22 protein-coding genes are annotated in these 20,584 nt (G+C 69.5%); 16 read left to right on the top strand and 6 right to left on the bottom strand.

Features of this window, described 5'->3' with window-relative positions; translation table 11 throughout:
* The first annotated feature begins 151 nt into the window (after positions 1–151).
* From AAHF99_RS14880 to AAHF99_RS14870, 3 genes are all read left to right on the top strand, one after another.
* The gene (locus AAHF99_RS14880) at positions 152–1,273 is read left to right on the top strand and encodes a branched-chain amino acid ABC transporter substrate-binding protein (RefSeq protein WP_342165169.1); all 1,122 of its coding nucleotides are present in this window, start codon (positions 152–154) and stop codon (positions 1,271–1,273) included.
* Between the two features lie 220 nt (positions 1,274–1,493).
* Positions 1,494–1,769 (top strand): translation initiation factor IF-1, encoded by a 276-nt coding sequence (gene infA / locus AAHF99_RS14875; RefSeq protein ID WP_238250273.1) that lies wholly within the window; start codon positions 1,494–1,496, stop codon positions 1,767–1,769.
* Position 1,770: 1 nt separating this feature from the next.
* Positions 1,771–2,727: a DMT family transporter gene (locus AAHF99_RS14870; RefSeq protein WP_342165168.1), complete on the top strand. Its 957-nt coding sequence runs from the start codon at positions 1,771–1,773 to the stop codon at positions 2,725–2,727.
* Here AAHF99_RS14870 and AAHF99_RS14865 read toward each other — a convergent pair.
* Positions 2,685–2,990, bottom strand: a complete 306-nt coding sequence (locus tag AAHF99_RS14865) for a hypothetical protein (RefSeq protein WP_342165167.1) — start codon at positions 2,988–2,990, stop codon at positions 2,685–2,687. The two genes, AAHF99_RS14870 and AAHF99_RS14865, sit on opposite strands and share 43 nt — an antisense overlap.
* A gap of 139 nt (positions 2,991–3,129) precedes the next feature.
* Between AAHF99_RS14865 and AAHF99_RS14860 the strand changes: the two genes are divergently transcribed.
* The 5 genes from AAHF99_RS14860 to AAHF99_RS14840 all read left to right on the top strand — a co-directional run bounded on the left by AAHF99_RS14860 (position 3,130) and on the right by AAHF99_RS14840 (position 7,112).
* The gene (locus tag AAHF99_RS14860) at positions 3,130–3,735 is read left to right on the top strand and encodes a sulfite oxidase-like oxidoreductase (RefSeq protein ID WP_342165275.1); all 606 of its coding nucleotides are present in this window, start codon (positions 3,130–3,132) and stop codon (positions 3,733–3,735) included.
* A gap of 64 nt (positions 3,736–3,799) precedes the next feature.
* Positions 3,800–4,462: an FAD-binding oxidoreductase gene (locus tag AAHF99_RS14855; RefSeq protein ID WP_342165273.1), complete on the top strand. Its 663-nt coding sequence runs from the start codon at positions 3,800–3,802 to the stop codon at positions 4,460–4,462.
* 85 nt (positions 4,463–4,547) lie between these two features.
* On the top strand, positions 4,548–4,778 hold the full coding sequence (locus tag AAHF99_RS14850; RefSeq protein WP_342165166.1) for a hypothetical protein: 231 nt from the start codon (positions 4,548–4,550) through the stop codon (positions 4,776–4,778).
* Positions 4,779–4,922: 144 nt separating this feature from the next.
* Positions 4,923–5,159 (top strand): DUF6894 family protein, encoded by a 237-nt coding sequence (locus AAHF99_RS14845; protein WP_342165165.1) that lies wholly within the window; start codon positions 4,923–4,925, stop codon positions 5,157–5,159.
* A gap of 225 nt (positions 5,160–5,384) precedes the next feature.
* A complete protein-coding gene (locus AAHF99_RS14840) occupies positions 5,385–7,112 on the top strand; it encodes a DEAD/DEAH box helicase (protein WP_342165271.1) in 1,728 nt (575 codons plus the stop codon).
* Positions 7,113–7,116: 4 nt separating this feature from the next.
* On the opposite strand, the gene AAHF99_RS14835 is transcribed toward AAHF99_RS14840, so the two are convergent.
* Positions 7,117–8,028 (bottom strand): hypothetical protein, encoded by a 912-nt coding sequence (locus tag AAHF99_RS14835; RefSeq protein ID WP_342165163.1) that lies wholly within the window; start codon positions 8,026–8,028, stop codon positions 7,117–7,119.
* Between the two features lie 334 nt (positions 8,029–8,362).
* On the opposite strand from AAHF99_RS14835, the gene AAHF99_RS14830 reads away from it, so the two are divergent.
* The 5 genes from AAHF99_RS14830 (at position 8,363) to AAHF99_RS14810 (ending at position 12,125) form a co-directional block, all read left to right on the top strand.
* Positions 8,363–9,748: an ATP-binding protein gene (locus tag AAHF99_RS14830; RefSeq protein ID WP_342165162.1), complete on the top strand. Its 1,386-nt coding sequence runs from the start codon at positions 8,363–8,365 to the stop codon at positions 9,746–9,748.
* Positions 9,745–10,419, top strand: a complete 675-nt coding sequence (locus AAHF99_RS14825; RefSeq protein WP_243955418.1) for a response regulator transcription factor — start codon at positions 9,745–9,747, stop codon at positions 10,417–10,419. The genes AAHF99_RS14830 and AAHF99_RS14825 overlap by 4 nt, the downstream gene beginning before the upstream one ends.
* A gap of 111 nt (positions 10,420–10,530) precedes the next feature.
* A complete protein-coding gene (locus tag AAHF99_RS14820; RefSeq protein ID WP_342165161.1) occupies positions 10,531–11,001 on the top strand; it encodes a tellurite resistance TerB family protein in 471 nt (156 codons plus the stop codon).
* Positions 10,998–11,402, top strand: a complete 405-nt coding sequence (locus AAHF99_RS14815; protein ID WP_342165160.1) for a CidA/LrgA family protein — start codon at positions 10,998–11,000, stop codon at positions 11,400–11,402. The genes AAHF99_RS14820 and AAHF99_RS14815 overlap by 4 nt, the downstream gene beginning before the upstream one ends.
* A gap of 3 nt (positions 11,403–11,405) precedes the next feature.
* On the top strand, positions 11,406–12,125 hold the full coding sequence (locus AAHF99_RS14810) for an LrgB family protein (protein WP_342165159.1): 720 nt from the start codon (positions 11,406–11,408) through the stop codon (positions 12,123–12,125).
* On the opposite strand, the gene AAHF99_RS14805 is transcribed toward AAHF99_RS14810, so the two are convergent.
* A complete protein-coding gene (locus AAHF99_RS14805; protein WP_342165158.1) occupies positions 12,122–13,219 on the bottom strand; it encodes an NAD(P)/FAD-dependent oxidoreductase in 1,098 nt (365 codons plus the stop codon). The two genes, AAHF99_RS14810 and AAHF99_RS14805, sit on opposite strands and share 4 nt — an antisense overlap.
* A 338-nt stretch (positions 13,220–13,557) precedes the next feature.
* Between AAHF99_RS14805 and AAHF99_RS14800 the strand changes: the two genes are divergently transcribed.
* Positions 13,558–13,995 carry a Ros/MucR family transcriptional regulator gene (locus tag AAHF99_RS14800; protein WP_342165156.1) on the top strand — a complete coding sequence of 146 codons (438 nt, stop codon included), beginning with the start codon at positions 13,558–13,560 and terminating at the stop codon, positions 13,993–13,995.
* Here the strand turns inward: AAHF99_RS14800 and AAHF99_RS14795 are convergent.
* Positions 13,982–16,600 carry an MGH1-like glycoside hydrolase domain-containing protein gene (locus AAHF99_RS14795; protein WP_342165155.1) on the bottom strand — a complete coding sequence of 873 codons (2,619 nt, stop codon included), beginning with the start codon at positions 16,598–16,600 and terminating at the stop codon, positions 13,982–13,984. The genes AAHF99_RS14800 and AAHF99_RS14795 overlap by 14 nt on opposite strands.
* Before the next feature lie 144 nt (positions 16,601–16,744).
* Between AAHF99_RS14795 and AAHF99_RS14790 the strand changes: the two genes are divergently transcribed.
* Both AAHF99_RS14790 and AAHF99_RS14785 read left to right on the top strand, forming a co-directional pair.
* Positions 16,745–17,929, top strand: a complete 1,185-nt coding sequence (locus AAHF99_RS14790) for a GGDEF domain-containing protein (RefSeq protein WP_342165154.1) — start codon at positions 16,745–16,747, stop codon at positions 17,927–17,929.
* A gap of 32 nt (positions 17,930–17,961) precedes the next feature.
* A complete protein-coding gene (locus tag AAHF99_RS14785) occupies positions 17,962–18,168 on the top strand; it encodes a SlyX family protein (protein WP_342165153.1) in 207 nt (68 codons plus the stop codon).
* 7 nt (positions 18,169–18,175) lie between these two features.
* Here the strand turns inward: AAHF99_RS14785 and AAHF99_RS14780 are convergent, their stop codons facing one another.
* On the bottom strand, positions 18,176–19,609 hold the full coding sequence (locus AAHF99_RS14780) for an NAD-dependent succinate-semialdehyde dehydrogenase (RefSeq protein WP_243955431.1): 1,434 nt from the start codon (positions 19,607–19,609) through the stop codon (positions 18,176–18,178).
* A gap of 117 nt (positions 19,610–19,726) precedes the next feature.
* A complete protein-coding gene (locus AAHF99_RS14775) occupies positions 19,727–20,524 on the bottom strand; it encodes a class II glutamine amidotransferase (RefSeq protein WP_243955867.1) in 798 nt (265 codons plus the stop codon).
* Positions 20,525–20,584 lie beyond the last annotated feature (60 nt).

Below are 20,584 nucleotides of genomic sequence, written 5' to 3'. Positions count from 1 at the left end.
GCGGATCGGGACGCCTTATCGCGCAGATCGCGCGGGACCGCGACCCTGTCTGGACGCAGGGCTGGTCGAAAATCCGTGACGACTATCGCCGCGCGTAGGTGAGGCTGCGTATACTCGCGCAAGTTCGTATCCGCCGAGGCCGCCCCGGACCATGAGAGCCCTCGCCCTGGCCCTGTGCTTCCTCGGGACGCTGCCCGCCGCCGCGCAGGTCTCGCCACCGGTTCGGATCGGCCTGTCCGCGCCGCTCTCGGGGCCGGATGCCGGCTTCGGGCAGGGCCTGCGGGCGGGCGCCGAGCAAGCGGTGGCCGATCTCAACCGCGCGGGCGGGCGTCGCTTCGCCCTCACCGCCGCCGACGATGGCGGTGATCCGAAACAGGCCGCCGCCGTCGCCGCGCGGTTCGTGGCCGACGGGATCGGCGCGGTCATCGGCCCATTCGAATCCGCCGCCGTGGCGAAGGCGGCGCCGATCTATGAGCGGGCCGGCACGGTCCTCGTCGCGCCGGGCGTCACCTACGGGCCGCTGACGGGGCGGGGATTGTGGAACCTGTTCCGCCTCGGCCCGAGCGATCCGCAGCAGGCCCGCGCTGCCGCCGATTATCTCGCCAGGGTCTATGCGGGGAAACCCATCGCCATCCTCAACGACCGCACGACGTTCGGGCGCGGCCTCGCCGACGCGGTCGCCGCGCGGCTGCACGACCTCAACCAGCACGAGGCGGCCTTCGAGGGGATCGAGCACGGCAGCCGCGATCTCTCGGCGCTGGTGAAGCGCCTCGCTGCGGCCAAGGTGGCGGCAGTGTATTTCGGGGGCACGGGCGCCGACGCCGCGACCCTGGTGCGGGCGATGCGGGAGGCTCACCTCGCGGCGCCGCTCGTCGCCAGCGACGGCATCCTCGCCCAGGCCTTCGCCGCGAGCGGCCCGGCGGGGGAGGGCACGGTGATGACGCTGCCCCCGGATCCGCCGCGCCTGCCCGACCTCAAGAGCAGCAAGGCGGCACCGCGCACGCCGGAGGCGGATTCGGCGGCAGCCGGCGCCTATGCCGCCGTGCAACTTCTCGCCCAGGCCCTCGACAGGGGGCAGGCGGCTGATGCGAAGGGCAAGGTCAACGGACGCAAGCTTGCCGACGCCCTGCGCACGGGCAAGTACAAGACCGTCCTCGGCGATCTTTCCTTCGATGGGCGGGGCGATCCGGCCGCCGGGATGGTGTTGCTGCGCGTCTGGCGCCGGACGCCGGACGGGCGGCTCGATTATGCCGGGCAAGAGCCGCCATCCTGAGGAAGAAAGGTGAAAACGGATTGTATTGCGGCACCGGGAACGTCGCAGCCGACTTGCGGCTGTGTTCCATGGCGACTAAATCCGTGCTTCGCCGCCGGGCAGAAGTGATCCCCCCTTTCGGATCGGACCGTCGTGCTCCGGCGTTTTTCAGACGACACGGGTTGTCGAACGCTGTTTTGCCGGAACGCCTGCTGCCGGACGGTCCGACTGGAGAAGGTGTATGGCCAAAGAAGAGTTGATGCAGTTCGACGGTCTCGTGATCGAGATCCTTCCCGATGCCCGCTACCGGGTGCAGCTGGACCAGGGCCACGAGATCGTCGCCTACACGGCCGGCAAGATGAAGAAGAACCGCATCAAGACGCTGGCCGGCGACCGGGTGACGGTCGAGATGTCGCCCTACGATCTGGAGAAGGGCCGTCTCGTGTTCCGTCACAAGGACGAGCGCGCCTCCGGTCCCCGTCCGCCGGTGCGCGGCGGTCAGTTCCGTCGCCGCTGAGGTGACAAAGCCGGGCGGCGCCGCCGCCGCGGCTTACCCCCTCCTGACGCTCACCGCGCTGCTCTGGGCGGGCAACGCCGTCACCAGCCGGTGGGCCCCGGGCCATGTGTCGCCGCAGGTCATCACGACCCTGCGCTGGCTCGTGGCCTGCACGGTGCTCATGCCGTTCGCGGGCCCGCGCATCCTGGCCGAATGGCCGATCCTGCGGCGTCACTGGCTGCGCATCCTGCTCATGGGCGGGCTCGGCTACACCGCCTTCAATTGCCTGTTCTACGCGGCCGGCACCTATACGGGTGCGGTCAACCTCGCCCTGTTTCAGGGCTCGATCCCGGTCATCGTCATCCTGGCCAACCGCATCGCCTATGGCGTGCCGGTGGGCGGCGGACAGGCGGTCGGGGTGGTGCTCACCCTGGCAGGCGCGGCGATGGCCGCGAGCCATGGCGACCTCTCCGTGCTCACGAACCTCGCCTTCAACCGGGGCGATGTGCTCGTGTTCGGGGCCTGTCTGCTCTACGCGGGGTATACGGTGGTGCTGCCGATGCGGCCGAAGGTGTCGGCGCTGGGCTTCTTCGGCGCCATGGCCGTTGCGGCCTTCGTCACGTCCCTGCCGCCGCTCGCGGTGGAAATGGCCACGGGCCACGCCGTCTGGCCGAGCCACGAGGGGTGGGCGATGGTCGCCTTCGTCGGCCTCGGACCCTCGCTGCTGTCGCAGCTCTGCTTCATGCGCGGTGTCGAACTGATCGGCCCCAACCGCGCGGGCCTCTTCGTGAACCTCGTCCCGATCTTCGGGGCGGGGCTCGCCGTCCTGGTGATCGGCGAGCCCTTCGGCCCCGTCCAGGCGGCGGCCCTGGCGCTCGTGCTTGGCGGGATCGCCTGCGCCGAGCGCTTCAAGCCACAGCCCGTCTCAGAACCGGATCACTCGCAGACGCGGACGCGGCGGACCAGCACGTCGCCATAGGCATCGACGTAGCGGCGACGCTCGAAATGGCAGACCGGGCCGTAATCCTCTTCCACGTAGACCGGGGGTGGGGCCCGGTAGACGGGACGGCCGGGGTAGTAGCCGTTGTTGGCCGAACCGGCGATGGCGCTGCCGACCGCGAGGCCGCCGATGGCGCCGAGCGCCGCGGCGCCCGCCGGGCCGATGCCGTCCCGCGCCTGTGCGGCGGGGGCGAGGGTGATGACGCCGGCCAGTAGCGCGGCGGTCGCGAAGGTCGTCCGCATGTCCGTTCCTGTGATGAGTCCACGCCTTTCGACGTTGAGCCTATCTCACATGCGCTTTCGGGCGATTATTCGGCGAAGTCACGGCGCTTGACGGACGGCATTTCGCGTTCGAAACCGGGCCATGAGTGAGGAAACCGGTATGGTGACACGCGGCTTCGTCGGGCGACGGCAACCTCCAGAGACCGGAGCGCGGCTTCCGCCGGGCCAGTACCTGACGCAGGATTTCCCGATCCTGCAGATTGGGCCCAATCCGGTGATCGAGCTGTCCACCTGGCGCTTCACGCTGCGCGAGGGATCCCGGCCCATCAAGGCGTATAGCTGGGAGGAGTTGGATGCCCTGCCGCGCACCAAGTGGCACGGGGACATCCACTGCGTGACCAAGTGGTCGAAGTTCGACACGGCGTGGGAGGGCGTCACCATCGACGACCTCCTGGCCGATGCGAACATCTCGGCGCCGACCGCCTACCTGCTGGCGGAATCCTTCGACGACTACACCACCAACGTGCCGGTCGTGGATCTCCTCAACGGCAAGGCGATGATCGCCACGCGCTACGCGGGTGAGCCGATCCATGCCGACCATGGCGGGCCGGCGCGGCTCTTCGTGCCGCACCTGTACTTCTGGAAGAGCGCCAAATGGCTGAAGGGCCTGCGCTTCACCAACACCGACACCGCCGGCTACTGGGAACTGCGCGGCTATCACATGTACGGGGACCCTTGGCGTGAGCAGCGGTACATCGGAGATTGAGCCGGCGACGGCCGAGCCCATCGTTTTCCGCTGGCACGAGGCGGAGGTCGCCTCCGTCACGGTGATGACGCCCCATGTGAAAAGCGTGTGCCTGCGCTGTGCCCTCGCCGGTCGGCAGCGGGCGGGGCAGCATGTCGACGTGCGCCTCACCGCCCCGGACGGCTACCGGGCGAGCCGCAGCTATTCCGTCGCCTCGGTGCCGGACGACAGCGGGACGCTCGAACTGCTGGTCGAGGGACTGCCCGGCGGCGAGGTTTCCGGCTGGTTCTTCGAGTCCGCCGAGGTGGGGGACCGGCTCGAACTGCGCGGACCCATCGGCGGATCGTTCTCCTGGGACGGGCCGGACGGCGGGCCGCTCCTGCTGGCCGGCGGCGGTTCGGGCGTGGTGCCGCTCCTCGCCATGCTGCGGCGGCGGGCCGAGGTGGCGCCGGAGATCCCGGCGACGCTGATCTATTCGGTGCGCAGCCGCGCCGAGGCCATCGCCCTCGAAGAGCTCGAAGCCCGCCACCGCGACGAGCCGAACTTCTCGCTGTTCCTGCGCACCACGCGGGAGGGCGAGGGGCGGCGGATCGATGCCGGGCTGGTGCAGGCGGCCCTCGCGAGCATCGGCTCCCCCACCAAGGTGTTCCTCTGCGGCTCGAACCGCTTCGTCAGCCCGGCCGCCGACCTCATCATGGCGGCGGGAGTTCCGGCCACGATCATCCGCACGGAGCGGTTCGGCGCCTGAGCCGCGACGCGCGGAACCGGGCGTCGGCGTGACCGTTCGATTCCCGCCGGCAGTTGTGCCGTCGTTGGAGGTCTCGATGCCTGGGATGTTGTCTCGCCTTGCCCTCGTCACCCTGGCCGTCGGCGGTTTGACCGGCACGGTCGCCGCCAAGGACGCGGCGGCGCACAAGAAGAACGGTCACACCACGACCCTCAATGGGTTCAAGCCCGCCTATCAGGTCAACACTCAAGTTTCCGGCACGGCGCGGCCTTATACTTGGCCGGTCTCCGAGCGCTACCGCCCGGTGTCTCAGCCGTATTTTGGCCGAGCTTACTGAGGTCGATCTGCGCGAATGGAACAGCGGCGGTCCCGAGGACCGCCGCCCTGCGTCGATCCAGCCACGAACATTGCCGGCTCGGTAACTGCGTAGAAACAACGGAGGCGCATACGTAGGGTCCACCGGTTGGACCCGATCCGCGCAGTGCCCCGCTTCTTCATCGACCTCCATGACGGCAGCAACCTCGTCCGCGACAAGGAGGGGTTCGATCTTCCCGATCTCGACGCCGCCCGCGCCCAAGCCGCGCGGATCATGACGCGCATCGCGCAGGGAATCGTCGAGGGGCCGGAGCGGCAGGATTACGTGCTGGCCGTGCGGACGGAGGACGGTATCGTCCGTTTGCGAATGCGCATGTCCCTGGACCCCGAGCCCTCGGAATAGTCCGCACGCGCAAGCAGGCCCCTCATGCCCGGGGTGGAGTGGTCAGCCCGCCCCACAACCGTTACCATGCGCGCCTCGGACCAAAACGGGCGGCCTTCGGATGGACGCTCTCAAGCGTCCCGCGCGGGCCATGAGCGCCGCGTGTCTGTCCTGATGATACCGCGCCGTTCGATGCCGACTGGGCTTTGCCCCGGCGGACGGCGCCTTACCGAAAGCCTGACCGAAGTGCCCTTCCCGAACTTGCCCGCTCCCCTCTCGCGGGCCCTGGCCGAGCGCGGCTATGCCGAGCCCACCCCCGTGCAGGCGGCCGTACTCGACGCCGCCGGCGGCGGTCGCGACCTGCTCGTCTCCGCCCAGACCGGCTCCGGCAAGACCGTCGCCTACGGCCTCGCCATGGCCGACATGCTCGTCGGCGAGGACGAGACCATGCCGGCCCCGGCCGCGCCGCTCGCCCTGGTGATCGCCCCCACCCGCGAACTCGCGCTGCAGGTGCAGCGGGAACTCGAATGGCTCTACGGCGCCGCGCATGGCCGCGTCACCGCCTGCGTCGGCGGCATGGATCCCCGTCGCGAGGCCCGCCGCCTCGCCGAGGGTTCGCAGATCGTCGTCGGCACGCCGGGACGCCTGCGCGACCACCTGGAGCGCCGCTCCCTCAACCTCTCCACCCTGCGGGCCGTCGTCCTCGACGAGGCCGACGAGATGCTCGATCTCGGCTTCCGCGAGGACATCGAGTTCATCCTCTCGGCGACGCCGCAGGAGCGCTCGACCTACCTGTTCTCCGCGACGCTGCCGAAGGGTATCGAGGCCCTGGCCGAGCGCTACCAGCGCGACGCACTGCGGCTGGCCGTGAAGAGCGAGACGCGCGGCCATGCCGACATCGCCTACAAGGCGGTGCGGGTGGTGCCGCGCGAGATCGAGCACGTCGTGCTCAACCTCCTGCGCGAGGCCGATGCCCCCACGGCCATCGTGTTCTGCAACACCCGCAACGCGGTGCGCCACCTGCAGGCGAACCTGACCGAGCGCGGCTTCTCCGTGGTCGGGCTCTCGGGCGAGATGGGGCAGGGCGAGCGCAACGCCGCCCTCCAGGCCCTGCGCGACGGCCGGGTGCGGGTCTGCGTGGCCACCGACGTGGCGGCGCGCGGCATCGATCTGCCCTCGCTGAGCCTCGTCATCCACGCCGACCTGCCGCACGACGCCGAGACCCTGCAGCACCGCAGCGGCCGCACCGGCCGGGCCGGGCGCAAGGGCACCTCGGTGCTGCTCGTGCCGAACGCCCGCCGCCGCCGGGCCGAGCAGATGCTCGCCATGGCGAAGGTGCAGCCGGAATGGTGCGGCCCGCCCTCGGCCGACACGATCCGCGGCCTCGATGCCGAGCGGATGCTCAGCGATACGCTGATCGCCGAGCCGGCCGCCGAGGACGATTCGATAATGGCCCAGATGCTTCTGACCCATAAGAGCCCGGAAGAGCTGGCCAACATCGTCGCCCGCATCTACCGCACGCGACTGCCGGCGCCGGAGGAGGTCACGGACCCCGGCGAGGGGCGTGCCCGCGCGGAGCGTCCGCCCTACGATCCGATGAACCCGGAAATGATCGCGTCGATGGGCCCGGCGGTGTGGTTCCGCCTGAACCTCGGCCGCCGCGACAACGCCGACCCGCGCCGCCTGCTCCCGCTGCTGACCCGTCGCGGCGGGCTCGACCGTCAGGAGATCGGCGCGATCCGCATCTTCGACCGGGAGACCAAGTTCGAAGTGCGCGGCCACGCCGCCTCACGCTTCGCGGAAGCCTTCGCGCGGAACGGGTCGCCGGAAATCCAGGTCGAGGCGCTGCCGGCGGAATTCGCCCCGGCGCCCCGCAAGGGACCGCCCGGCGGCAAGGGGCCGGGTTCGCCCCGCGCCGACCGCCACCGCCGCAATGCCGGCAAGGGCGGGTTCAAGCCCCAGCAGCGGGGCTGAGCCCTTAGAACGCGCTGCGGACGGCGTCGCCCAGCGCGCTCACGCTGTCCTTGATCTTGCGCCCGGTGGGCGCAAGCGAGGGCAGCTTCACACCCAAAATCTCGGTCTCGTCCGAATCGGCTTCCGCCAAGGCGGTCTGCGTCACGGCCGGCTTGGCCACGGCGGGGGCAGGGGCCGTCTTGGCGGCCGCCGCCTTCACGGTGGGCTTGGGCGTCTCGGCCTTCGCGGCCTTCACCGGCTCGGGCGTGGGCTTGGCCGTCGCCACCGGGACTGGCTTCGGCTTGGCGGGAACCGGCGTCGCCACGGCGACGGGTTTAGGCGGCGCGATCTTGGCCGGCTCTTCCGCCACCTGCACGGCCTCGTCGCGGGCCCGCACCGTCTCCGACGGGCGGGGCGCGAGGGCCGCGATGGTGCGGCTCGGCGTGACGATCCGGGCGGCGGGCACACTCGCTTGAACGGCCACCTCGGTCGGCACCGGGATGCGCTCGGTCGGCTTCACCGGGGCCGGGCGCTGGGCGACGGGTTTCGGTTGCGGTGTCGGCAGGGTGGGCGTGCCGCCGTCGAAGGCTTTCGGGTCGGCGGAGAAGGAAGCCATGCGCGGACCCGGCGCGGCCTTCGGCGTCTCGGCCTTGCTCTCGGTGATCTTGACGGGTTCGCCGGCCCGGGCCGGCAGGCCGTCCTTCAGGTCGGGCCAGCTCGACGCGAGGCCCTGGCCGATGGCCGGCGGCTGCGTGAGCCGCGGGATCGGCGTGACGAGGCCCGCCATGACGGAGGACGCTGCCACGGCGAAGCCGGACAGCAGGGCCGCGCCGGCGACGCTGAGGAGCAGCGGCCGCGCGAGCGAGCGCTTGCCCTGCGGCGCGGCGGCGGCGCGGGCGGTGCGCCGCTCCGATGTGTCTAATGATAACTCGGACATCGATTGCGATCTCGGACCTGATGCGCGACGGTCGCCATCGGAACGCCCGGATTCGGCCGGTCCGGCCCGATGCGCCCGCCGGCTATCGGCAAGCTCACCGATTGATGGCTCGCAATACGGCACAATGATGTCGCCGCGCGACAACCCTGTGTCGTGTCTAGTCGAGTCCGGTCGCGTCGAAGTCATCCACAGGATTTACGGCGTTTCGCTTAAGGAATAGTAGTCGAGCCGTCCTTCAGGACCTCACTCTCTGCTCCCCTGGAACGGGCTTCGTCACACCGTGGATACGCGCCCGAACCTTCTGCCACCGCATCGGCCCGCCCGGGCGAGGTCCATGCCCTGGTCCGGCTGGTCGACACGGACCCGGCTGATCGCGGTGGTGCTGCTCATCGACCTGCTCGCCGCCGTCACCTCCTGCGCGGTGGTGGTGCTGAACGCCCGCACGGCGGTGCGGGTCGAGACCCGCGCCTCCCTCGCGACGGTCGAATCCCTGGTGGCGGACACGATCCGTCTCTCGGATACCTCTCCGCCGGAAGCGCTGCTCCAGGCCCTCGACCTGCGGTTCCGGGTGCTGCGGCATGTTCGCGTCGCGGTGCTCGACGCGCAGGGGCAGCGTGTCGGCCATGCGGGGCCCGCCAAGCGGATCGAGCGCGAGGCGCCTGCGTGGTTCGCGCAGATGATCATGCCGCCCATCGAGCGGCACAGCCTGCCCATCGCGGTCGGCGGAAGGGTGCTCGGCACGGCGCAGATTACGACGCAGCCCATGGACGAGATCGAGGAGATCTGGGGCTATGTCCGCGCCCTGTCGCTGACCACTTTCGCGGTCAACCTCGCGATGCTGGTGGCGCTCTATCTCGCTCTGGCGCGCATCCTCGCGCCGCTGCGTCGCCTCGGCGAGGCGCTGACGCAGCTCGAACATCACGATTACACCGCCCGCCTCGCACCGCCGGGCACGCCCGAACTGGCCGTCATCGCGGAGCGGTTCAACAAGGTCGCCGGAGCGCTGGCGCAGACGCGCTCGGCCAATGCCAGCCTGAACCAGAAGCTTCTGACCGCCCAGGACGACGAGCGCCGCCGCACGGCCCTGGAACTCCACGACGATTTCGGCCCCTGCCTCTTCGCCCTGGAGGCCAACGCCGCCTCCATCGCCCGCATCGCGGCGGGGGCGAAGGAGGTGGACCGCTCCAAGCTCGCGGCCCGCGCGGCCGAGATCGGCACCATCGTGGGGCAGGTGCAGGGGGTGAACCGCGCGCTCCTCAACCGGCTGCGCCCGCATGGGCTCGGGCAGGCGCCGCTGCCGACCTGCCTCGATCTGCTGCTGCGCGGCTTCGGCGAACGGCACCCCGGCATCGCCTTCGTCGGGCAGTTCGACGGGCTCGCCCGTGGCTATGGCGATCTCCTCGACCTCACCATCTTCCGGTGCGTGCAGGAGAGCGCCACCAACGCCGTGCGCCACGGCGGCGCGTCCCGCGTCGAGGCCACCGCCGCCGAGCGGGACGGCACGGTCTACGTGGAGATCCGCGACAACGGCACCGGCATCCCCTCCGAACACCGGATCGGGCTCGGGTTGTCGGGGATGCGCGAACGTGTCGAGGCCCTCCAGGGGACTTTCGCCCTTGACAATATCGGCCCGGGGGCGATCGTCCGTATCGCCATTCCGATCCCGCCTGAGCGGAGCCCGGAGCCCGGCCACGAACTCATCTCCGCCCAAAGCGTATGAACGCCATCGCCTCTCAGATCGAGCCTGCCACCACGCGCCTTCCGGTGCTCGTGATCGACGACCACCCCATCGTCCTCCAGGGATGCCGCCGCGTCCTAGAGGATGCGGGTGTCGAGACCATCGCCGAGGCGACGACCGTGGTGGGCGGCTACCGCATCTTCCACCGCTTGCGGCCGCCGGTCGTCATTTGCGACCTGACCTTCCAGGGCAGCGGGCTGGCCGGGCTGGGGCTGATCCGGCGCATCCGTGCGGTGGCGCCGAACACGCGCATCCTCGTCTTCAGCATGCACAACGATCCGGTGATCGTGGCCCGCGCCCTCGAAGCCGGGGCGCTCGGCTACGTGCTCAAGGATCACGCCTCGGCCGAACTCTACGATGCCTTCGAGAAGGTGCGGATCGGGGAAGTCTATCTCGACCGCCGCCTCGCCACCGAGGTGGCGATGCTGCGCGCGGATGCCCGCCGCACCCCGGAACTGCAATTGACGCCGCGCGAGCAACAGATTCTGGCCCGTCTGGCACAGGGCCGTTCCTACGGCGCCATCGCCTCGGACCTTTCGGTGAGCTACAAGACCGTCACCAATTCCTGCTCGCAGATGCGACAGAAGCTCGGCGTGCGCACTTTGGCCGAACTGATCCACGTGGCCGTCACCCACGCGCAGCGCCAGGGCTGAGCCCGCGCAGGCGATGCAAACGGGCCACGGCCCGTCGCAACCTGTCCCCGCCTGCTTGATTTCCGCCAACCGCGACCGAATGTTGCGATGCACGTTTGGCCCGGAGCGGACATGTCCCTGATCGCACGCCTGCGTGCCTACGCGGTGGAGGCCCTGGGGATCGGCGCCTCGGAGGCGCGCGATTCCGCCGACGACACGCATTTGGCCGCGACCGCCCTGCTCGTCCACGTCGCCCGAGTCGACGGCATCCTCGCCCCCGCCGAGAGCGAGCGCCTCGCCCGCCTCGTGGAAGGCCGCTACGCCGACGGCCCCGCCGCCGCCCACGCCCTCATCGCCCGCGCGACCGCCGTGGACACCGAGGTGCGGGACGTGGCGAGCCTCGTGGAGATGATCCCGCACGAGGCCAACGGCGCCGAGCGCGAGGCGCTGCTCGCTATGGCGTGGTCGGTCGCGGGGGCGGACGGCAAGGTGGACGAGTTCGAGGAAGCCCTGGTGGAGCGGCTGGGCCGTCTCCTCGGCTTCGATGAGGCCGGCATCGCCGCCGCCCGCCGCAGCGGCCTCTCCGGCGTACCCGCCGAATGATCGCCAGCCTCGCGCTGATCCTGCTGGCGCAACTCTGCGGCGAGGCCTTCGCCCGGGGTTTCGGCCTGCCCGTGCCCGGCCCTGTAATCGGCATGGGGCTGATGTTCGGCTTCCTGCTCCTGCGCGATTCCGCCCGCAGCCCCCTCCCGCGCCTGCTGCCCCCGCCGCTGGTGGACGGCACGCTGGAGACCATCGCCAAGGGGCTGCTCACCAACCTCTCGCTGCTGTTCGTGCCGGCGGGCGTCGGCGTCGTCGGCCGGCTCGATCTCCTGAAGACGCAGGGCGCGAAGCTCGCTGTGATCCTGCTGGTCTCGACGGCCGTCTCGCTGCTCACCACCGTCCTCGTCTTCCGGGGCGTGTCGGCCCTGGTCGACCGGCGCGGCCGCAAGGACGAGGGCTGAGCCATGGCGGGGAATGACTTCTCCCTGTGGGTGTATCTCGCCCGCACGCCACTCCTGTGGCTGACGGTGACGCTCACCGCCTACGTCGCCGCCGACAGGATCGCCGCCGCGACCGGGCGCCATCCGCTCGCGAACCCGGTGCTCGTCGCGGTGGTGTTCGTGGCCGTCGTCCTGGCGCTCACCGACACGCCCTACCCGACCTATTTCGAGGGCGCGCAGTTCGTGCACTTCCTGCTCGGGCCGGCGACGGTGGTGCTGGCCTTCCCGCTCTACGAGCGCCGGGCGACGGTGAAACGCGCCCTGGTGCCGATGCTCGCCGCGCTGGCGGCGGGGTCGGTCGCGACGCTGGTCTGCGTGATCGTGCTGGCGCGGCTGTTCTCGATCCCGCAGCCGATCCTCGTGTCGCTGGCGCCAAAATCCGTGACCTCGGGCGTCGCGATGGGCATCGCCGCGACGCTCGGCGGCGACCCGACGCTGACCGCGATCCTCGTCATTCTCACCGGCATCATCGGGGCGATCCTCGTCACGCCGATGATGGAGGCGCTGAAGATCTCGGACATGCGGGCGCGGGGCTTCGCCGCCGGGCTCGCCGCGCACGGCATCGGCACGGCCCGCGCCTTCCAGGTCAGCGAGGTCGCAGGGACCTTCGCCGGAATCGCAATGGGGCTGAATGCCTTCGTGACCGCAATCCTCGCGCCGCTGGCCCTGCACCTTTTCAGCTAGGCGTCGAGCCGGTCGGCCACGTCCTCGGCGAGGGACAGGCTCGATGTCAGGCCGGGGCTCTCGATGCCGAACAGGTGCACGAGGTTCGGAAGTCCGTGCTCGGCCGGGCCCTCGATGCGGAAATCGGCCGCCGCCTCGCCCGGCCCCGTGAGCTTCGGGCGCAGGCCCGCGTAATCCGGGAACAGGGCGCCATCCGGCAGGGCGGGCCAGTACCGGCGGATCGCCTCGTAGAACGAGGCCGCGCGGGCGGGATCGACGCGGTAATCCGGCTCGTCCACCCATTCGACGTCCGGCCCGAACCGCACGCGGCCGTTCAGGTCGAGGGTCAGGTGGATGCCGAGTCCGCCGTCGATGCGGGGCGCCGGATAGATCAGCCGGGTGAAAGCCGGCTTGCCGGTGCAGCCGAAGTAGTTGCCCCGCGCGAGGTGGAGGCGAGGGACCGAAGCCGCCGGGTAGCCCTCGGTTCGGGCTGCGATGGCGGGGGCGCCGAAGCCGGCCGCGTTCACGACCGCGTCGAAGGGCATCGTGTCCGGTTCGTCGCCGCCGAAGCTCGCCTGCCATTGCCCGTTCTCGCGGGCGAGGCGCTGAACCGGGGTGCGGAGGGCGAGCGCGCCGCCGTGATCCTCGATCTCCCCCTGCAGCGCGAGCATGAAGGCGTGGCTGTCGATGATGCCGGTGTTCGGCGAGTACAGGGCCAGCGTGCAGGTCAGGTTCGGTTCAAGTCGTTTGGCCTGATCCGCATCGAGCAATTCGAGCCCGGCGACGCCGTTCGCCTCGCCCCTGGCGTGGATGTTCGCGATGGCGTCCGCCTCGCCTGCGTCGCAGGCGACGATCAGCTTGCCGCAACGGCGGTGAGGCACCCCCGTTCTCTCGCAGAAGTGGTAAATTTTCTGTGCCCCTTTGACGCAGTTTAGGGCGCGTAGGGAATCCGTGGGGTAATACATCCCGGCATGGATCACCTCCGAACTGCGAGAGGAAACACCGGTGCCGATCGCTTTCTCGACCTCCGCCACGATCACGGTATGACCCCGTAGCGCCAGCGCGCGTCCGACCGCGAGTCCGACCACCCCCGCCCCCACGACGAGCACGTCCATCAAACGTTCCTCTCGAAATCAAACATATGCGGTTCTTTATCGGGGAGGGTGACAGGCTCAAACTGTCGTAACCGGCTCCATTTCGTTGATGCATGCATGAAAAAGGTGCCTCCGCGCCTCAAAAAGAGCTTCAAAACAAGTCGTGGAGCCGTTGACGAATGAATGCAATCATAAGTAGTATAGTATCCTAGTGTACACCGGCTTTGGCGGGTCGGCTGTTTTTTGCAGCCGACGGACCACCTGGGGGGAGCCGGAGCACGCCCGCATGCTCATGGCACCGGCGTGAACAAGGCCATGACAAGGCCTGCCGCGCGATGGTGAAAACCAGGGACCGCACGATGACCGATAAGCCGACCGTGGAACTCGCGACCCGGATCTTGACTGCCTACGTCAGTCGCAATCGTGTCCCTGCAACCAACTTGCCCGAGCTCCTGACCGAGATCCATCAGGCAATCGATCATCTCGCCAAACCGAAACAGCCGACCCTCCAGCGCCCGTCGCCGGCCCAGGTCGCCGCCTCGATCCGCCCGGATGCGATCACCAGCTTCGAGGACGGCAAGCCCTACAAGGCCCTGCGCCGGCACCTGACCCTGCGGGGCCTGACGCCGGAGACCTACCGCGCGAAGTGGGGTCTGCCGGTCGATTACCCGATGGTCTGCGCCACCTACAGCGCCCGCCGCTCGGAAATCTCGCGCGAGATCAGCGTCGGCCAGCAGCAGCGGGCCAAGCTCTCCCTGGTCGAGACGGCCAAGGGTGCGACCGCTACGATTCAGTGACCTGCTGAATCAGCAGCGCGACGAGGCCCGACCAACCGGTCTGATGCGAGGCGCCGACACCGCGCCCCGTATCCCCGTGGTAGTACTCGTAGAACAGGATGTGATCCCGGAAGTGGGGATCCTCCTGTTCGAGGCGGCTGTCGCCATAGACCGCCCGTCTCCCATCCGGCCCCCGTGCCGAGAGGGCGATGAGCCGGCATGACAACTCGTCCGCGATCTCGCGCAGATTGAGTTTGCGGCCCGAGCCGGTCGGCGCCTCGACCGTGAAGACGGGGCCGAAATAGTCATGGAAGCGGTGCAGGCTCGCGATGAGCAGGAAGTTCACCGGCATCCAGACGGGACCGCGCCAATTCGAGTTGCCCCCGAACAGGCGGGACCGTGACTCCGCGGGCTCGTAGGCGAGGCCGAGATCGCGCCCGTCCCAGGGGAAGCAGAACGGCGCCTCCGCGTAGGCCCGCGAGACCGCGCGTACCCCGTGATCCGACAGGAACTCGGCCGGATCGAGCATCCGCCGCAGCAGTGCCTTCAGCCGGTGGCCGCGCAGCAGGGAGAGCAGGGCCGAGCGCCCGACGCCCGGCTCGTTCCAGTGGGAGACGAGCCGCCAGAGATCGGGCCGGTTCTGCTGGAAGAAGACCAGCCGCTCTCTCAGGCGCGGCAGGCGCTCCACATCCGCCTCCCGCAGCACCGCCACGGCCAGGATCGGAATGAGCCCGACCATGGTCCGCACGCGAATCGGCAGACGCGCCTCGGGCGTCTCGATCACGTCGTAGAAGAAGCCGTCCGCTTCGTCCCACACGCCGTCGCCCGTCGCCGCCGCGATCAGCAGGAAGTGCTCGAAGAACTTCCCCGCCATGTCCTCGTAGGTCTCGTCTACCAGCGCCAGCTCAATGGCGATCCGCATCAGATTGAGGGCGTACATCGCCATCCAGGCGGTGGCGTCGGATTGGGTGAGCGTCGCGCCGCCGCCGAGGGGCTTCGAGCGGTCGAAGATGCCGATGTTGTCGAGGCCGAGGAACCCGCCCTGGAACAGGTTGCGGTCGTTGGCATCCTTGCGGTTCACCCACCACGTGAAATTCAGCGTCAGGCGGTGGAAGACGCGCTTCAGAAAGTCGTGGTCCGGCCGGCCGGTCAGGTCCCGGTCCATCTCGAACACTCGCCACGCCGCCAGGGCGTGGAGCGGCGGGTTGGCATCCTCAAAACCCCATTCGTAGGCGGGCAGCGCCGCGTTGGGGTGACTGTAGGCGTCGCCGACGAGGAGCAGGATCTGGTTCTTGGCGAAGTCCGGGTCGATCATCGCGAAGACGAGGGACTGGAGCGCGAGGTCCCAGGAGGCGAACCAGGGATACTCCCAGGCATCCGGCATCGAGACGATGTCGTTGGCGCGCAGGTGCATCCAATCGTGGTTGCGCCCCTGCCGCCGCTCGGCCGGCGGCGCAGGCTGGCCGGGATCGCCGACCAGCCACTCGCGCACATCGTAATGGTAGAGCTGCTTCGACCACAGCATCCCCGCCAGCGCCTGCCGCTGGACGCGGCGCCGGTCGGGATCGGTGATCGAGGATTGCAGCGCCGCGTAGAAGGCGTCCGCCTCCGTCTCGCGCGTCGCGAAGAGGGCGTCGAAATCCGCGAACGGGTCTCCCTCGGCTTCGGCCGGGCGCAGGCGCAGGCGGATGTCCCGCGTCTCGCCCGGTGCGAGGCGCAAGGAGAAGCGGGCGGCGCATTTCGTGCCGGCCCGGTCATCGACGGCGCCGGGCTCGCCCTGGACGACGTGCCGGTCGATCCCATCCTTGAACAGGCCCTCGGACGGGCCGACGCCGAACACGCGGTGGAGGTTGGTTTCGTTCTCCGTGAACAGCCACCCATCCGGGCTGTCCGCGGACAGGCGCAGCGGCGCCAGTTCCGGGTGGGTCGCGAAGATCCCGCCGGCGTCGTCGCGCCGCAGGGCCGGCTTCTCCATGCCGGGCTGCCATGACCATAGGTTGCGCGCCCAGAACTGCGGCAGAAGGGTAAGGTCCGCCGCGTCCGGCCCGCGATTGGTGGCGCGAACGCGCATCAGGATGTCGTCGGGCGCGGCCTTGGCGTAGGCGATCTCGACATCGAAGTAGCGGCCCTCATCGAACAGGCCGGTATCGAGCAGCTCGAATTCCGGCTCATCCAGACCTCGGGCGCGGTTTTCCGCGAGCAGGCGCGAATAGGGAAATTCCGCTTGCGGATACTTGTAGATCATCCGCATGAAGGAATGCGTCGGGGTGCCGTCGAGATAGTAGTATAGTTCCTTGACGTCCTCGCCGTGATTGCCTTCCTCGTTGGTCAAACCGAACAGCCGCTCCTTCAGGATCGGATCGCGACCATTCCAGAGTGCGAGGGACAGACACCACCTCAGATGTCGCTCGCCGAAACCGCCGATACCGTCTTCGCCCCAGCGATAGGCACGGGAGCGGGCGTGATCGTGAGGGAAATACGTCCACGCATCGCCGCCGGCACTATAGTCTTCTCGGACGGTGCCCCATTGGCGGTCGCTGAGATACGGACCCCACGCCCGCCAAGCGCGGTCGGAGCGCGCGGCAACGAGGCGAAGTCCTTCCACCGTCTCGAAAATTTGCGTCACGCGGTCCACCCTTTTCAGCCCCGACGCTTCCACCGGCGAGCGCCTCCCGTCAAGCCGAGGACACACCTCGTCCGGGAAATGGCAGGTTCCAAGCAACCTAAGCTTGGCCATTCGAACTACTTATGAGATAGTTGGTCGTCGCCCATGGGACGGCGTATCCAGGAGACGACGCCTGTGCCGGGTCTCGACCCCGCCACCCTGTTGATCGCAAGCTGCGCGACGACATTCCTCGTCTGCGTGCAGTTCTTCGTATCATGGCGGCAGCACCCGGACTCGCCGTGCTTGGGGTATTGGGGCGTCGCCCATTTCATCGGCTCCCTGGCCTCGGTCGGGCTGGCGATGCGCGGTCACATCCCGAACTGGATCTCCATCGGCGTCTCCAACGTGGTCATGATCAGCGCCTACGGGCTGATCTGGCGGGGCGTCGGCTCGTTCGAGGGGCGGCGGCGCCATCCCGCTTGGGCGGTGGCCGGGGGTATTGCCTGGGGCTTGCTCTGCCTCATCCCGGAATTCTACGGGTCGATCGCGCAACGGGTGGCCGTCGCCTCCACGTTCGCGGCGCTCTACTGCTTCGGCGGCGCGTGGGATTTCTGGCGCGGGCGAGGGGAGCCCCTGGCCTCGCGCACCGTCGCCGTGGGCCTGCTCGTCGTCTACGGCGTGTGCTACGCCGTGCGGGTGCCGGCGGCCTTCCTGGCCCCCCTGCCGAGGCCGGAGGCGGCCATCGCTTCCTATTGGGTGGCTGTGCTGTGCCTCGCCGCCATGCTGTTCTCCATCGCCTCGGCCTTCACCTTCATCGGCCTCGTGAAGGAGCGCGCAGAGCGGATGCAGAGCGTCGCCGCGCGCACCGATTCGCTGACCGGCATCGCCAACCGCCGGGCCTTCGTGGAGACCGCCGACCGGCTGCTCGCCACCGACTCCGGCACGGCCTTGCTGCTGTTCGACCTCGACCGCTTCAAGGCGATCAACGACCGGTTCGGGCATGAGGTCGGCGATGCCGTGATCGTGGGCTTCTGCGCGGTCGCGACGGAGACGTTGCCGACACGCACGATGTTCGGCCGGCTCGGCGGCGAGGAATTCGCCTGCCTGCTGATCGGCGCCACGCCAGCTTCGGCCATGCTCGCGGCAGAGCGGGTCCGCCGGACCTTCGCCGCCGTCGCCCTGCCGGACATGCCCGACCTCACCCTCAGCGTCAGCGTGGGGGTTGCCGTGGCGACGCCCGATTGCGACTTCGACCGGCTGTTGCGTCGGGCCGACGAGGCGCTCTACGTGGCGAAGAAGGGCGGACGGGACAGGGTCGAGATGGCCGAGTACGTCCTGCGCGTGGCGTAAGGCGCCCCGCGCCGCCCCATCGCAGGGATGCCATGGAATCGATCGAACGCCTGGACCGGCTGGAGATGCGCCTCACCGAGCAGGAGGCCACCGTCGAGGATTTGAACCGCATCGTCACCGACCAGTGGCGGCAGATCGACCGGCTCACCCGCCTCGTGTCGGCGCTGCGCGAGCAGGTCGAGGAGGCGACGGCGCGGGCCGCGCAGCGCGGGCCGGAACCGCCGCCTCCCCATTACTGATACCGGGTCAGAAGTTCGCCTGGGTGACGAACTTCGTCACGAGGTAGGCGTCCAGCGCCTCCGGCCCGCCCTCGCTGCCGTAGCCGGAATCCTTCACGCCGCCGAAGGGCACCTCCGGCAGGGCGAGGCCGTGGTGGTTGATGGAGATCATGCCGCTCTCCACCTGATTCATCACCCGCGCCGACCGCTCCACCGAGCGGGTGTACGCGTAGGCGGCGAGGCCGTAGGGCAGGCGGTTCGCCTCGGCGAAGGCCTCGTCGTCGTCCGAGAAGCGGTTGATGATCGCGACGGGCCCGAAGGGCTCCTCGTTCATCAGCCGTGACGACAGCGGCACCTCGGTGAAGACCGTCGGCTCGAAGAAGTTGCCCCGGTTGCCGATGCGCTTGCCGCCCGTCCGCAGGGTGGCCCCGGCCGACTCGGCGTCGGCGGTCAGGGATTCGATGGCATCGAGACGGCGGCTGTGGATCAGCGGCCCCATCTTGGTCTCGGGGTCGAGCCCGTCGCCCACCTTCACGCCCTTGGCGAAGTCGCTGAAGCCCTGCACGAACCGGTCGAACACCGAATCGTGGACGAGGAAGCGCGTCGGCGACACGCAGACTTGGCCCGCGTTGCGGAACTTCGACGGCGCCAGGACCGAGACCGCTTTCTCCACGTCGGCATCGCCGAACACGATGGCCGGGGCGTGCCCGCCGAGTTCCATCGTCGCACGCTTCATGTGCTCGCCGGCCAGGGCCGCGAGCTTCTTGCCCACCACGGTCGAGCCGGTGAACGAGATCTTCCGGATGACGGGGTGCGGGATGAGATAGGCTGAGATCTCCCCCGGATCGCCGTAGACGAGGGACAGGGCGTCGCCGGGGATTCCGGCATCGAGGAAGGCGCGGACCAGTTCGGCGCAGCTCGCCGGGGTGTCCTCCGGCCCCTTCAGGATCACGGTACAGCCGGTGCAGAGCGCCGCCGAGATCTTGCGCACCGCCTGGTTGATCGGGAAGTTCCAGGGCGTGAAGCACGCGACGGGGCCGACGGGCTCCTTCACTACGGCCTGCAGCACGCCGTCGGCGCGGGCAGGGATCACACGGCCATAGGCGCGCTTTCCCTCCTCGGCGAACCAATCGATGATGTCGGCGGCGGCCAGGGTCTCGACCTTCGCCTCGGCCAGGGGCTTGCCCTGCTCCATCGTCATCACGCGGGCGATGGCATCGACGCGCTCGCGCAGGAGATCGGCCGCCCTGCGCATGCGCTTGCAGCGCTCGAACGGGGCGACGGAACGCCATTGCGGGAAGGCGCGGCCGGCGGCTTCCAGGGCCTCGTCGAGGTCGGCCGTCGTGGCGACCGCACACTGGCCGATGGTCTCACCCGTCGCCGGGTTGAGCACGGGCAGGGTCCGGCTCTCCGCGCCGGAGCGCCAGCGCCCGGCAATGTGCAGGTCGGTGTTCGGATACATATCTCGCTCCCCGGACGGCCGCCGATGGACGGCCGATCACCCTGCCGGATTTCGGCACGGGGGAGGGCGGTCGGCAATCCCGAAAACGAGATCGCAGCCCCGCCTCGGACGTGACCCTTAGGCGGCGCGCTTGGCGGCGGCGACCGGCTTGGCCGGTGGCGTGACCACGACAGGGCTGCCCCGGTGTGCCTGGAGCGTCGCGCCCTTCGGCACGATCTGCCAGCCCTCGCGGCACCCGTCGATGGGCTCGGAGACGACCACGAGCCCGCAAGGACCTTCGCGGAAGTAGAGGCTCGGCGGCCGGTTGTCCGACGCCCAGCGATAGGCGGTCAGCGCCTCGCCGTCCGTCACCACAGCGGTGAAGCGCAGCGCCTCCGTCACGTTGGCCGCCTGCATCAGGCCTCGGATCGTCTCAATGGTGCGAGCCATGGCCCCGACCGGATCCTCGGCGAGGCCGTTCGCCAGGGCGAGGAGGAAGATCGCCTCGGAATCGGTGCTGCCCCGGCGGCTGTCGTACAACTCGTCCGGGATCAGCGCTTCGAGGCGGCGCTTGATGCGGCAATACCCGCCGATCTGGCCGTTGTGCATGAACAGGTGCCGGCCATGGGCGAAGGGGTGGCAGTTCGCCCGCGCGGTGGCCGTGCCGGTGGCGGCGCGGACATGGGCGAAGAAGGTGCGCGCCCGAACCTGCCCGCAGAGGTTGACGAGGTTCTCGTCGGACCACGCGGGCGAGATGTCGCGATAGACGCCCGGTTCCGCCCGTTCCCCGTACCAGCCGATGCCGAAGCCGTCCCCGTTGGTCTCGGTCTTCCCTTCGTCGGCGTGCAGGGACTGATGCACGAGCGAGTGCGTCGGCGCGCAGACGAGGTCGGAGAGAAAGACCGGCTCACCGCTGTAGGCGAGGAAGCGGCACATGATCGGACCCAGTTCCTCAGACGCGAAATGGCGGGGGATCCGCTCGGACGCGGCCCCGGC

It is taken from the genome of Methylobacterium litchii (assembly GCF_038442315.1).
GTDB classification, from domain to species: Bacteria; Pseudomonadota; Alphaproteobacteria; order Rhizobiales; family Beijerinckiaceae; genus Methylobacterium; species Methylobacterium litchii.
This window is presented reverse-complemented; position numbering and strand designations above follow the sequence as displayed.